The 13,792-nt window shown below is 30.7% G+C and carries 13 protein-coding genes and 1 other RNA gene; 9 read left to right on the forward strand and 5 right to left on the reverse strand.

Annotated features, from left to right (window positions below):
* Positions 1–22 precede the first annotated feature (22 nt).
* On the reverse strand, positions 23–1,819 hold the full coding sequence (locus tag ACLII3_RS13610) for a T9SS type A sorting domain-containing protein (protein WP_412984769.1): 1,797 nt from the start codon (positions 1,817–1,819) through the stop codon (positions 23–25).
* A gap of 43 nt (positions 1,820–1,862) precedes the next feature.
* On the opposite strand from ACLII3_RS13610, the gene ACLII3_RS13615 reads away from it, so the two are divergent.
* Together ACLII3_RS13615 and ACLII3_RS13620 are read left to right on the forward strand one after the other, a co-directional pair.
* Entirely contained in the window at positions 1,863–2,063 is a 201-nt protein-coding gene (locus ACLII3_RS13615) for a hypothetical protein (RefSeq protein WP_412984770.1), read from the forward strand.
* Positions 2,063–2,611: a DNA mismatch repair protein MutS gene (locus ACLII3_RS13620; protein ID WP_412984771.1), complete on the forward strand. Its 549-nt coding sequence runs from the start codon at positions 2,063–2,065 to the stop codon at positions 2,609–2,611. Before ACLII3_RS13615 ends, ACLII3_RS13620 begins: the two co-directional genes overlap by 1 nt.
* Here ACLII3_RS13620 and ACLII3_RS13625 read toward each other — a convergent pair.
* Complete coding sequence (locus tag ACLII3_RS13625) at positions 2,608–3,525, reverse strand: hypothetical protein (protein WP_412984772.1); 918 nt, start codon at positions 3,523–3,525, stop codon at positions 2,608–2,610. The genes ACLII3_RS13620 and ACLII3_RS13625 overlap by 4 nt on opposite strands.
* 99 nt (positions 3,526–3,624) lie before the next feature.
* Here ACLII3_RS13625 and ACLII3_RS13630 point away from each other — a divergent pair, with 99 nt between their 5' ends.
* Both ACLII3_RS13630 and ACLII3_RS13635 read left to right on the forward strand, forming a co-directional pair.
* Entirely contained in the window at positions 3,625–4,773 is a 1,149-nt protein-coding gene (locus tag ACLII3_RS13630) for a cysteine desulfurase family protein (RefSeq protein ID WP_412984773.1), read from the forward strand.
* Positions 4,766–5,377 carry a CHAP domain-containing protein gene (locus tag ACLII3_RS13635; RefSeq protein ID WP_412984774.1) on the forward strand — a complete coding sequence of 204 codons (612 nt, stop codon included), beginning with the start codon at positions 4,766–4,768 and terminating at the stop codon, positions 5,375–5,377. Before ACLII3_RS13630 ends, ACLII3_RS13635 begins: the two co-directional genes overlap by 8 nt.
* A gap of 8 nt (positions 5,378–5,385) precedes the next feature.
* Here ACLII3_RS13635 and ACLII3_RS13640 read toward each other — a convergent pair whose 3' ends face one another.
* Positions 5,386–7,848 carry a TonB-dependent receptor plug domain-containing protein gene (locus ACLII3_RS13640; protein WP_412984775.1) on the reverse strand — a complete coding sequence of 821 codons (2,463 nt, stop codon included), beginning with the start codon at positions 7,846–7,848 and terminating at the stop codon, positions 5,386–5,388.
* Between the two features lie 14 nt (positions 7,849–7,862).
* Positions 7,863–9,554 (reverse strand): peptidoglycan DD-metalloendopeptidase family protein, encoded by a 1,692-nt coding sequence (locus ACLII3_RS13645; RefSeq protein ID WP_412984776.1) that lies wholly within the window; start codon positions 9,552–9,554, stop codon positions 7,863–7,865.
* A gap of 176 nt (positions 9,555–9,730) precedes the next feature.
* Between ACLII3_RS13645 and ACLII3_RS13650 the strand changes: the two genes are divergently transcribed.
* The 4 genes from ACLII3_RS13650 (at position 9,731) to rny (ending at position 12,123) form a co-directional block, all read left to right on the forward strand.
* Entirely contained in the window at positions 9,731–10,021 is a 291-nt protein-coding gene (locus ACLII3_RS13650) for a hypothetical protein (RefSeq protein ID WP_412984777.1), read from the forward strand.
* Positions 10,022–10,036: 15 nt separating this feature from the next.
* Complete coding sequence (locus tag ACLII3_RS13655; RefSeq protein ID WP_412984778.1) at positions 10,037–10,330, forward strand: cell division protein ZapA; 294 nt, start codon at positions 10,037–10,039, stop codon at positions 10,328–10,330.
* Positions 10,331–10,382: 52 nt separating this feature from the next.
* A non-coding RNA gene (ssrS, locus tag ACLII3_RS13660) (6S RNA) lies at positions 10,383–10,490 on the forward strand.
* Between the two features lie 55 nt (positions 10,491–10,545).
* A complete protein-coding gene (gene rny, locus ACLII3_RS13665; protein WP_412984779.1) occupies positions 10,546–12,123 on the forward strand; it encodes a ribonuclease Y in 1,578 nt (525 codons plus the stop codon).
* Between the two features lie 52 nt (positions 12,124–12,175).
* Here the strand turns inward: rny and xerD are convergent, their stop codons facing one another.
* Positions 12,176–13,072 (reverse strand): site-specific tyrosine recombinase XerD, encoded by an 897-nt coding sequence (xerD, locus tag ACLII3_RS13670; protein WP_412984780.1) that lies wholly within the window; start codon positions 13,070–13,072, stop codon positions 12,176–12,178.
* A 160-nt stretch (positions 13,073–13,232) separates the two neighbouring features.
* Here xerD and ACLII3_RS13675 point away from each other — a divergent pair, with 160 nt between their 5' ends.
* Positions 13,233–13,688, forward strand: a complete 456-nt coding sequence (locus ACLII3_RS13675) for a porin family protein (RefSeq protein ID WP_412984781.1) — start codon at positions 13,233–13,235, stop codon at positions 13,686–13,688.
* The last annotated feature ends 104 nt before the right edge of the window (positions 13,689–13,792 follow it).

Below are 13,792 nucleotides of genomic sequence, written 5' to 3' on the forward strand. Positions count from 1 at the left end.
TACAAATGTATAAAGTAAAATATTATTTATTGTTTTTAACAATAATCTTTTTATTTATTGTTTTATTTGCTTCTAAGTTAATAGTTACAAGATAAATACCATCACTCAAACTTCTAGTAGAAAATGTATGTTTAGTTGTTAAGGCTAAATCTGAAGTATTAAAAATTTGCTTTCCAGCCATATCAAATAAGCTAATTGTATTTAAGTTAGCTAAATTAGGATTTTTGATAGTTAGTTCGCCAGCATTGTTATTTTGAAAAACAACTAGACTGTTAAGTGTTTCTTCAGGTATTGATAGAGTGTCTTCGTCGTTAGTGAAGGTAATTTCAAATCTATTAGTATACGTTCCAGCTTCAAGATTGATGTCGTAATTTTGAGTTCTTAAATCTACATATAAACCAGCATCAATATCATGTAAGAAAATTGATTGGTTATCATCAAAATTTTGAATATCAAAAATGCTAAAATTTACTGGTTGTTGTTCAGTAACTTTAACAACTAAAGGAATGGTTAAGCTTTGCTCAAAATTAAAAGCTTGTATTACATAAGGCTCATCATTTAAAACCCAATGCGCATCATTGTCGACACCTAAAGGACTCTTTGCTTCTAAACCATAGTCAAAGCCTTCAGTTGCAGTAGTATGAAAATTTTGTAATAATTGACGTGTATACGTATCGTTAAAAATAACATTTATCCTAAAGCGTTTATAATCTTCAGGTACAATGTTTAAACCATATTCGTTTGTAGTGTTATCGTTGGTTCTGTTACTGCTTGAGTTAGTATTACTTGTTCTAAAGAAGTAACTGTCTGAACCAGATTCTCTATAGAAATCACGATGAGCATTTTTTGTTTTTACAGTTCCTGTTGTTGCTGTTTTACCTTCAACCATGAAACCTTGGCCAATAGGAATATATCTTTTTGCAATTTTCACACCACTTTCAGGAGCAGGAAGAGATACTGGAGTACCATTAGACATGTACGCTGAAAATGTTGCTGGCACAAAAGATTCTATTTCACCAGCAGAAATAGTGTATGTAGCATAACCACCAACATAATCTTCAATATAATGTGAACTTTGACTAGCATCTTGTTCCCAAAAGTATAAGTCACCAGTTATGGCGTTTTGGTTTTCAGAGTCCCAAATAAAATCATAAGCATCTAAAGCACTTGGATATGGATTTCCTATTAATGTTAAATCACCTTCAGATACAGTATTAGAAATAGTACCATCATTTGGTTTTCCTCTAAAGTCGTATTGTTGATTTGTAGTTCCTGTAACACCTTTCATAGTAAAACCTAATCCAGGAGCTAAAGTTGTAGCATCGCCTAAGTAAACCCATTCACTATACTGGTTTGAATTTACAAAAGAGTAAATCCAGTAAGGCTCAATATTTATAGGATTTCCTCCAACACCATTATAATCTGGGTTGTGATTATAAGTTACAGCATTTGAGTTTGTGACATCTGTTGGAGTGTATAATAGTGGAATACCAAATGTATTGTTGGTTGTATTGGCTGTTTTTAATCCAATAGGAGAACACCAATAGTTAAATGCATAAGAATTAACTGTACCTTCTTGATAGATACTTAATTCTCCAATACCAGAGTTATTTGATGTTCCAGTTGTTCTTTGAACTAATTGACCTTCATTACGTAAATAAATTCTGCTATCAGTATCATTTAAATTTAAATCATCAACTACAGTTAATACTTCGTTGTTAACATAAACATAATTGTTACCTTTGACTGTTAGTTGTGCAAAAGAGTAATTAATGCCTAAAACAAAAATGATGGCTATTTTTAATTTATTAAAATTCAAGACAGTATTAGTTTTTGGTAAAATTATATAAAATCTACTTTTAATGAAAGGAATTAACTATTTTTTGATACTTATAGGAGCTGCTGTTGCTATTTATGCAGATGCTCAAGAACAGCAAAATGCTTATATATTAATTGGAGGTATTATAGTTTTAGCTTTCGGTTTATTTAGGCTATCAAGTACTATTCCTAATAGAAAGGAAGAAGATGAAGAATTTGTTAAAACTGAAAAGGACGAAGAGTAATGTTGCAAATAGGAGATAAGGTTGAAACTTTAGATGATAATATTTTTGGTGTTATAAAACAGATTAAAGCTGATTTGGTCGTTGTTGAAACTGATGATGGTTTTGATTTAGAATTTAACAAAAAAGAGCTGGTTAAAATTGGACGAAATACTGAGCTTAGTGCCAATGCTTTTAATAATGCATCTATTAATGATATTGTAGCTCAAAAAGAAGTTAAGAAAAGAAAATCTGTTAAAGTTAAACCTAAAGAGCGTTATCAACCAACAATGGAGGTTGATTTACATATTCATCAGTTAACCAATTCTACTAAAGGAATGACTAAGCATGATATGTTAAGTTTACAGTTAGATACAGCAAAACGTCAATTAAATTTTGCTATAAATAAGCGTACTCAACGCATTGTATTTATACATGGAGTAGGTGAAGGTGTATTAAAGCTTGAGCTAGAATATTTGTTTAAGCGATACGACAACTTAAAATATTACGATGCTAACTATCAAAAATATGGATTAGGAGCTACTGAGGTGTATATTTATCAAAACGTTTAATTTTCTATCTCAGTCTCAATTTCATAAGAATTAATAAAAGTACCAAGAGGTAGATTATCGTCACTAAAAAGTTCTAAATCTATATTGTTAATTACAAATTCTACAGTTACTGTTCTTGTAAAAGTATTATTGTTAAACTCGTCAACTACAAAAATATCTATAGCTGTATTGTCTAAATAGCGTGCAATAATTGCACCATCAGCTAAATCGTCTAAAGGGTTTTTGTTTAGGTTTTCGTCTTCATAACGTGTAAGTACGCCATCTCCATCATCGTCATTATCTAAATAATCAGGTGTTCCATCACCATCAGTGTCTTGAGCATCACTAAAATCTCCGTCTTCATTAGGGTCTGGATTTTCATTTCTAGTTAGTATATTATCGCCATCATCATCGTCATCTTTATAATTAGGGATGCCATCACCATCTGTATCATCATCTTCTAAATCATCATTTCCATTTATATCTTCTAAATCTGAAGGAATACCATCATTGTCGTCATCCACAAAAGTAGAAGTATGAACAACAGTTCCACCAGCAGCTAAATAATCATCAATAACATTAACATCAGAAGATGGGATTTCTGCGCAAATTAAAGTGTTTTCAGGATCGCCATCATAAGTTCTATAGTTAAATCTATTTGAGCCAGTTGTACTGCCACTAAGATCAAAACTGTTTGAATAGCCAGAGGTAGTAGGTTTGAATATTAAATTATTAGTAGAGTTAACAGGGAATAGTAAAGTTAGCGACTCATAAGGGTCGGTTCTAATATCGTAAATTACATAGTTATTACTGTTTTCGTCTCCACATAATTCTAAAGATCCATCAAATTGAAAATCTACAGTAATAATATCACCATCATCACAAGAAGTTAATAAAAAGACAACTGAAAAAAGTATTGAAAATATACGACGCATACGATTCTATTTTTAGCAAAAATAATGGAATTGTTATTTATAACGTAGGTTATTGATAATAATTTTATTTCAAGTATTTTTGTGCACTAAAACTAAGAGATGGATCCTATTTACTTTGATAATGCAGCAACTACACCTATTCGAAACCAAGTAATCGAAGCAATGAGCAATGCATTAAAAAATAATTTTGGAAATCCATCATCTTCACATGGTTATGGTAGGTCATCTAAAGCAATAGTTGAGTCTTGTAGAAAGCGTATTGCATCTCATTTTAATGTCTCTGCTTCCGAAATTGTTTTTACTTCTGGTGGTACCGAAGCTGATAATTTGGTGTTAAGAAGTGCAGTTAGAGATTTAGGGATTAAACATATTATTACTTCAAAAATTGAGCACCATGCAATTTTACATACCATTGACCAATTGGTAGAAGAATATAATATTGAGGTAAGTTATGTTAATTTAGATGCTAATGGTTTTGTTGATTTTTCTAACCTAGAACAATTACTTAAATCCACTACTCATAAAACTTTGGTAACGCTTATGCATGTAAACAATGAAGTTGGTAATTTATTAGATATTAAACAGACAGCCGATTTGTGTAAAGAGCATAATGCGTTATTTCATAGTGATACTGTTCAGTCTATAGGACATTATAGGTTAGATTTACAAGAAGTTGCATTAGACTTTTTTGCTGCAAGTGCTCATAAATTTCATGGACCAAAAGGTGTTGGTTTTGCTTTTATTAGAAAAAACTCTGGATTAAAACCTTTAATATTTGGAGGTGAACAAGAACGTGGATATCGTGCAGGAACAGAAAGTATACATAATATTGTTGGGTTAGATGAGTCGTTATATTTGGCTTATTCTAAGCTTGATGAAGAAAAAGAGTATGTAAAATCATTAAAGCGTTATTTTACAGAACGGTTAAATGATAAAGTGCCAAATGTTAAGTTTAATGCATATTCTGGCGATTTAGAAAAGAGCACATATACATTAGTTAATGTATGTTTACCTGTAGCTGCTCATAAGTCTTCAATGTTACTTTTTCAGTTAGATTTAAAAGGTATTGCATGTTCTAAAGGAAGTGCTTGTCAAAGTGGTAGTTCAAAAGGTTCGCATGTGTTAGCAGAAATTTTATCGGAAGAAGATATATCCAAGCCTTCAATTCGTTTTTCTTTTAGCATTTATAATACTAAATCTGAAATAGATTACGTTGTAGATGTGTTGAAAGAACTGGTGAATGCATAACAAACTACTTTTTTTACTTTTCATTTTTAATTTATTTGCATGTAATAATATTGTAAATAAACCAGAGAATAAACCATTAGCTCAAAACAATAAAGTTATTGTTAAAAAACACTTGAAAATTGGAGACACATTAGATGTGTTTAATGATGTGTATGTGATTTATAATGAAAGTATGAACAATACTTCAGGTAGACATCTTACAAATGATGGTTACAATCTTGGTTTAAAATGGCAATGTGTAGAGTTTGTTAAACGTTATTATCATGATTATTTAGACCACAAAATGCCTAATACTTATGGACATGCAAAGGATTTTTTTAATCCATCAATTGCTGATGGGAAATTAAATCGTGATAGAAACTTATTACAATATTCTAATAGTAGTAAAAGCAAACCTAAAGTACATGATTTAATTGTTTTTAAGGGAAATATCTTTAATAGCTATGGACATGTTGCTATTATTTCAGAAGTAGGAGAGGACTATATTGAAATAGTGCAACAGAATGTTGGTAAAACATCGCGCGAAAAAATAGATTTAGAAACTAAAGACTCTAAATGGATTATAGACGATTCAAGTGTTTTAGGTTGGCTAAGAAAAAACTAATTGATTAATTAAAAACGCATACCAACTCTAACGTTAAATACACGTGGTGTTAAATAATTTGGAATAGCATATTGGCGCTTTGAGTAAACATCTCTAACCCAAGTATTGGTAATAGAGTTTTGAACATCAAACATGTTAAATATTTCGATACCTAAGGTAAGTTCTTTAAACTTACTTTTCCATCCAGATTTTGCTGGTTTTTTAGCATCAACCAATACATACGAAATCCCCAAATCTGCACGTTTGTAATCAGGTAATCTATTTTGGTATTGATACACATCTGCATAGCTAGGTGATCCTCCAGGAACTCCAGTGTTATACACTAGGTTTAAGTACATTTTTAAATCTGGAATATTTGGTACATAGTCTTGAAATAATATTCCAAATTTTAAACGTTGGTCTGTTGGTCTCGCAATATAAGCTTGGTTGTTAATGTTCTCTTCAGTTTTTAAATAACCAAAACTAAACCATGATTCGGTTCCAGGAACAAATTCACCATTAAGCCTTAAGTCTAATCCATAAGCATAAGCTTCTGCATTATTATCAGCAGCATAACGTATACGTACATTTTCAACAGTGTATGGGTTAACGTCATTTAGTTTTTTGTAATATGCTTCAGATACTAGTTTAAATGGTCTTTCCCACATTTTAAAACTATACTCATTGGCTAATACAATATGAAAAGATTTTTGAGCTTTTACCTTTGGATTTACAGCACCATCACTTCCTCTTAGCTCACGATAAAATGGTGGTTGGTAGTAGAGTCCACCACTCAATCTGAATAGCATGTCTTTATTCCAATCTGGTTTAATTGCAAATTGAGCTCTTGGACTAAATACTGTTTGTGAATTACTTTCAATTCCATCACCATTTACAGTCCAACTATGCATTCTTACACCAGCATTGTAAAACACTTCGTGATTACCTATTTCGCTACGCTTACTCCATTGAGCATAAGCTTGAAGTCTGTCTATTTGTGTGTTATTAGTAGCGCGAACATTCTCAAATGGAACTAATGGTCCTTGATATGGCTCGTATGGTTGTTCATTAAAGCTATCAATATTTGGAGGGTTTATAGAAAAACCAGCAGAATCAATAACTTCCCATTCTACAATACGATCTCTAATGTCTTCGTGAGTATATTTTAGCGACCATTCAAAATGATTATCTTCAACGTTATAGTTTCCTTTGTGTTCAATGTTTGTTATTAATGCATCTAAGTCATTTCTTGCATGACTTAATTGTGCTCCAATACCTTCACTAAACTCAACTTCTCCTAAATTTTCATCTCCAATATTACTGTTTACTTCACCTAATCTATATTGTGCTAAAATATCATAGTATTCTTCTTCCGTAGTATGGTAGGTAGAAGCAATTAACTTTAGAGTTAAATCGTCATTAGCAAAATAAGTACCTTTAAATGCTCCAAAATAGGTTTGGTATTGGTCTTTTTCTTGACCTTCATAAAATACAAGTAAGGCAAGAGGGTTATCGATAGTACCAAAGTTTGTTTGTCTAGTTTCTGGCTCGTAATTGTATTTATTTATTGATGCATTTCCTAAGAAACTTAAGTGGAATTTATCTGAAAATTTATAAGTTAAATATGCTTGCGCATCAGCAAATTTTGGATCATAATTTGTTTCTGTTTCTTTAGCATCAACAAGTAAACTGTTATCTCTATAACGTAAACCAACAATTCCAGAAAGTTTTGAATCTTTTGATACTGCTTCGGCAGCAATACTTCCTCCTAATAAACTTAAATCTGCAGATACACCAAATTTAATTGGGTTTCTATAAGTAATATCTAGAACAGAAGATAGTTTGTCACCATATTTAGCTTGAAATCCACCAGCAGAAAATTCAACATTTTGAACTAAATCGGTATTAACAAAACTTAAACCTTCCTGTTGACCAGAACGAACTAAAAAAGGGCGATAAACTTCTATCTCGTTTACATATACTAAGTTTTCATCAAAATTTCCACCTCGTACTGAGTATTGTGTACTTAATTCGTTTGAAATATTTACTCCAGGAAGTGTTTTTAATAAATTTTCAACTCCAGGTTGTGCGCCTTTAATGGTTCTAATCATTTCTGGCTCTATGGTAATAACACCTTCAACTGCTTTTCGCTGATTACCACTCACTACAACGGTTGCAATTTGTTCAATATCTTCTTTTAAAATAGGGTTGAATTCAAATTCTTCGCCACTTTTTAAGTTAAATGTTGCTACTATTTTTTTGTGGTTTATATGTGTAAATTCAATAACCACATCGGTATTTGCAGGTATTTTTAATAAATAAAAACCGTTTTTGTTTGTAGAAGTCCCAGTAGTTTGAGATTTAATATTTACACCTTCTACTGGAAGGTTGCTGTCATTTAATATAATTCCTTTTAAGGTTGCTGTTTGTGCTAAACTAATTAGAGGAAGCAATAACAATAATATGTTTAAAAGTGATTTATTTTGTCTCAAAAGATGTATGTTTTTTATTTTCGATAAAAGGTTGTTTCAAATGTAGAACTATTTCCAACATTATCGATAACAATTACCTTTAAAATGTTTTTAGTATCAGTAACGATATTATCATTAAAATCGTGTACTAACATATTTTTCTTTGGATCATACTCCATAAGAATCCATTTTCCATTTATGGTTGCACGATAATTTTTTATTCCTGAGAGTTTATCAGAAATTTTGACTTTTAAGTAACGATATTTACTTAACCATTTGCCATCACTAAAATTTACTGGTTTTATTTTAGGGCTTTCAATATCTGTGGCTAAAGTATAAGTGCCTAAATTTTTGGTAATACAGTTTAAAATATTTCCTTTTTTAGTTGTGGGAGCATAATAAACCTTATTTCCATATTTAGATAAAACACCAATAAATAACTTGTCTTTGTCTTCACCTGTATAATGGTCTATGTTAAATTGAATAGAAAAACTTTTTTGAGCTGGTATTTCAGCTTTATGTAATACAAGTGTATCGTTATTTACTTTAAAATCGATAAAAAAATCGTCGTAAAATGTGTTTTTTGGAATTTCAACAGTTACATTTTCTTCTTGTAATGTTAGGGCTTGGTCTGCATAAAGAAAATGATCGGTTACTTCTATGTGATTTGGAGTTATAGAATCACTCTTTCTACCTTCAATGGGAATAGTAATCCAAGAGTCATTGTTTTTGTAATCATTAACTTTTACTCTATATACTGAAGCAGTACTATCTTCTACTATAATGTACCCCGAATTATCAGCATCTTTATAAAGACTTAAAGGGTTGTTTGGTTGAATAAATAATTTCTGTATTCTAGATTTATTGTTTTTGAAATATTCGTAATCAATTAACCTGTTTAAGTGTTTTGTTTCACTAAATGAAAAACGTTTGAAGTCAATTTCAAGGCTTTTATTACCATTAAAAAAAGTTTGAATGTTATTAACACCATTTTTATTGGCAGCAAAATCTTGTCTGTCATGTGATACAATACCAAAGCCAATTTTCCCATAAGCTCTTATTTGTTCAACTTTATAACTACCATCTTTTTGAGGTATGAGCCTTAGTTTCGTTCTTTTGTTAGTATCGTTGACATGTGATTCTGGTCCAATTGGATACGCAAAAACGTTTAATACAGTAGGTTTTCTAGTGTCTTTTACGTCTAGTCCAAATAACATTGGATTAATAGGGCGTTCTTGTTTGTCTCTAATTTCGAAATGCAAATGAGGACCTCCAGAACTTCCAGTATTGCCACTATATGCAATCATTTCATCTGTAGTGACAACTAAATCTTCTGGATTTGGGAAATGTTCAAGTGTAAATGATTCTTGCTCGTATTGCATTTTTTTTACAAAAGCTTCAATTTTAGGTGAAAACTTTTTTAAGTGTGCATATACAGTAGTGTAGCCGTTTGGATGTGTTATGTATAATGCTTTACCATAACCATAATGAGAAATTTTAATTCTGCTTACATAGCCTTCGGCAGCAGTATAAATTTTTAAACCTTCTTTTTGTTGTGTTTTTATATCTAATCCAGAATGAAAATGGTTAGAACGTAATTCGGCAAAAGTACCAGATAAAACCAAGGTGATATCTAAAGGGTTTCTAAAGTAATTTTGAGGATACGGATTTTGAGCGCTAATTAGCTGCAAAAAACATAAAAAAAACAATGTGAGGGTTTTACGCATAAGTAAGTTATTAATGCTAATTTATTAATTTGAAATTAATCTGCAAACACAATAACAAATACTAAGCCATATTATTGTAACTGCTTGAAAATTAAACTATTTAAAATTTTAGTTAAAAACAATTGTTATTTAAAGTTTGGTATGTTAACTTTGTGTAATTAGTATTGAAAATGTAAATGGGTAATATTGAGTCAATTGTAGATTCTTTAGAGAATAGAATTAGTAAAGTCTTGCATAAGCTTGAAGTTTTAAAGCAAACTAACGCTAAATTAAGTGAAGAATTAGAAGTTGCTCAAAATAAGAATTTAGAACAAGAACAAGTTATTAGTGATTGGGCTGAAAAATATGAAACTCTAAAGATTGCAAATTCAATATTAGGCAGTAATGAGAGTAAAAGAGAAACAAAGCTCAAAATAAATGCATTAATAAGAGAGATAGATTATTGTATATCTCAACTTTCTGAATAATGTTTATAGTATATAATGTCTGACAAGCTTAAAATAAAGCTATCTATAGCAAATAGAGTATATCCTTTAACAATTCCACCGAGTCAGGAAGAAGGATTAAGAAAAGCAGCTCAGAAAATTGATGCTATGATTAAACAATTTGAGCAAAGTTATTCCGTTAGAGATAAACAAGATGTATTAGCTATGTGTGCTTTACAATTTGCATCTCAAACAGAACAAAAAACGATAGATAATAATAATTTAAACGAAGAAGTGGAAGAAAAGCTAGTTGCTTTAGATAAACTTCTGGGAGAGTATTTAAACTCATAAGTTCTTTAAATACAAAAAGGTTACTGCCTACATTAGTTATTTTTTTTGATAAACTCAACGTTAATTCTTTAAAAAGGGTGAGTTTAAGTTGTAAAAGCGGGCTGTCTTTGAACAGATACTTGATCAGCTTGTTAGCCCTAAACTTGTTTTTAAGGAGTTTATACAAAAACCAAGACTGATGTAGGCTTTTTTTATAAATAAACTAAATATATAAAATGGACACTAACACAATTTTAATAATTGTAGGAGCAACAGCATTAGGACTAATCATAGGATTTGTTATAGCAAAAACCCTTGAGAAGAATAATGCTTCTAAAATAGTTAAAAGCGCCAAAAAGGAAGCTGCAACTATTATAAAAGATGCTAATCATGATGGCGAAGCCATTAAAAAAGATAAAATATTACAAGCTAAAGAAAAGTTTATTGAGTTAAAATCAGAGCATGAAAAAGTGATTTTAGCAAGAGATAAAAAAATGGCTGAAGCTGAAAAAAGAACGAGAGATAAGGAGTCTCAAATATCTTCAGAGCTTTCAAAGAATAAAAAGCTTAATACAGAAGTAGAAAGCAAAATAAAAGATTATGATTATAGACTTGATTACCTAGAGAAAAAGAAGGAGGAAGTAGAAAAATTACATAAAAGTCAAGTACAACAGTTAGAAGTTATTTCAGGATTATCGGCTGAAGATGCCAAATCACAGTTGGTTGAATCTTTAAAAGGAGAAGCTAAAAATGATGCAATGGCTTATGTGCAAGATAAGATGGAAGAAGCTAAATTAACTGCACAACAAGAGGCTAAAAAGATTATCATTAACACTATTCAGCGTGTAGGTACTGAAGAAGCTGTAGATAACTGTGTGTCTGTATTTAATATTGAGTCTGATGATATTAAAGGTAGAATAATTGGTAGAGAAGGACGTAATATTAGAGCTATAGAAGCAGCTACAGGAGTAGAGATTATTGTAGACGATACACCTGAGGCAATTATATTATCATGTTTTGATTCTGTAAGAAGAGAAATTGCACGTTTGTCATTACATAAATTAGTAACAGATGGTCGTATTCATCCTGCTAGAATTGAAGAAGTAGTTAAGAAGACTAAGAAACAAATAGAGCAGGAGATTATTGAAGTTGGTAAGCGTACTGTGATAGATTTAGGAATTCATGGTTTACATCCAGAATTAATTAAAATGGTTGGACGCATGAAGTATCGTTCTTCTTATGGACAAAATTTACTTCAACACTCACGTGAAGTTGCTAAACTATGTGGTATTATGGCAGCAGAGCTAGGTTTAAACCCTAAACTAGCTAAACGTGCTGGATTATTACATGATATTGGTAAAGTGCCAGATGCTGAAACTGATATGGAAACACCTCATGCTATTTTAGGTATGCAATGGGCTGAAAAGTATGGTGAGAAAAAAGAAGTTTGTAATGCTATTGGTGCTCACCACGATGAGATAGAAATGAAATCATTAATGTCTCCAATAATTCAGGTTTGTGATGCTATTTCTGGGGCACGTCCTGGAGCTAGACGTCAAGTGTTAGATTCTTATATCCAAAGATTAAAAGATTTAGAGGATATTGCTTTTGGATTTACTGGAGTTAAAAAAGCCTATGCAATACAAGCAGGTAGAGAATTACGTGTTATAGTTGAAAGTGAAAAAGTAAGCGACGATAAAGCAGCTAACTTGTCATTTGAAATTTCACAAAAAATTCAAACTGATATGACTTATCCTGGTCAAGTAAAAGTTACAGTTATTCGTGAAACTAGAGCTGTAAATATCGCTAAATAGTATAATTTAATATATTTATTAAAGCATCTAAAATTCGTTTTTAGGTGCTTTTTTATTTTCTAGGATGATAAGTGTCTATAACATCTCTTAAATGACTTTTATCTACGTGCATGTATATTTCAGTAGTCGTAATGCTTTCATGACCTAACATTAGCTGAATAGCTCTTAAATCTGCACCGTTTTCAAGTAAATGTGTTGCAAAAGAGTGTCTAAAGGTATGTGGTGATATAGTTTTATTTATACCAGCTTTTTCGGCTAATTGTTTTACAATTGTAAAAATCATAGCCCTCGTAAGTTGTTTACCTCTTCTGTTTAAAAATAAAGTATCGCTATATTCATCAATAATAGGAGTATGTATTCTTACTTTGTTTTTATAGATATTGATATATTTTTGAGTTAAATTACCAATAGGTACAAAACGTTGTTTGTCACCCTTCCCAGTTACTTTAATAAATCCTTCTTCAAAAAAGAGGTCTGAGAGCTTTAAATTAATAAGTTCACTAACACGTAAGCCACAACTATATAATGTTTCTATAATGGCTCTATTGCGTTCGCCTTGTGGTTTACTTAAGTCAATAGCCGCAACAATTGTATCTATATCTTCTATAGATAGTGTATCAGGGAGTTTACGACCAATTTTGGGTGATTCTATTAAAGCCAAAGGGTTGGTTTCTCTGTAATTCTCGAAAATAAGATAGTCAAAGAAGCTTCTTAAACCAGAAATAACACGTGATTGTGACCTAGGGTTTACTGATTTAGCTATTTCATATATAAATTGTTGAACAATTGCATTGTCTATATTAATAGGTGATGTTTTTATATCATGCTCTTTTAAATAACTTATAAGTTTTTTTACATCAAGACTATAATTAGTAATTGAATTGTCTGAAAGACCTCTTTCTATTTTTAAGTAATGGCAAAAGTCTTGTAAAGCACTGTCCCAAGTCATAGTTGAATTCTTATCTTATTAACAATGTGTAAGTTATATATTACGCTCTATAACATACGTAAAATTGCGTATATTTGAAAGTTTTCAACAATTTATTTGGTTATTGTTAATAATTTTTATTTACTTTGAGTAAATTAATCAAAAACTAAATTTACAAATTATGAAAAAATTATTGTTAGTTGCAGTTATGGCTGCGTTTACTTTTAGTGCAGGAGCTCAAGGTTTTAGTGCTAAAGCAGGATTTAATAGTCTTGATTTTGAAGGTTTTAGTGAAAGTGGATTTTACATTGGAGCTGGTTATGAATTTGAAGTAAGTGAAACGTTAGATGTAGAACCTTCTGTATTGTATAGTGCTGTAGATAATTTAAACTCTCTTTATATTCCAGTAATGTTAAAATATAACATTTCTGAAGATTTTAATTTACAAGCAGGACCTCAAGTTAACTATATATTAGAAGATATTGAAGAAGGTGAGTTTGGATTAGATATTGCTGCTGGAGCAGGATATAATATTACTGAGCAATTTTTCGTAGAAGCTAGATATGGTATTCAGGTGTCTAGAGATGTTGAAGGAGAGCTTAATACATTAACAATAGGTGTAGGATATAGATTTTAAGAAAAATTTAAAATAAATTTAAGAGGGAAAAGCATTGCTTTTCCCTTTTTTATTATATGTAAAATATCTTTCTTAATACGCAAGTGTTTTCTTTCGAAAATTTG

The organism is Pontimicrobium sp. IMCC45349 (genome assembly GCF_047219225.1).
Taxonomy (GTDB): Bacteria; Bacteroidota; Bacteroidia; order Flavobacteriales; family Flavobacteriaceae; genus IMCC45349.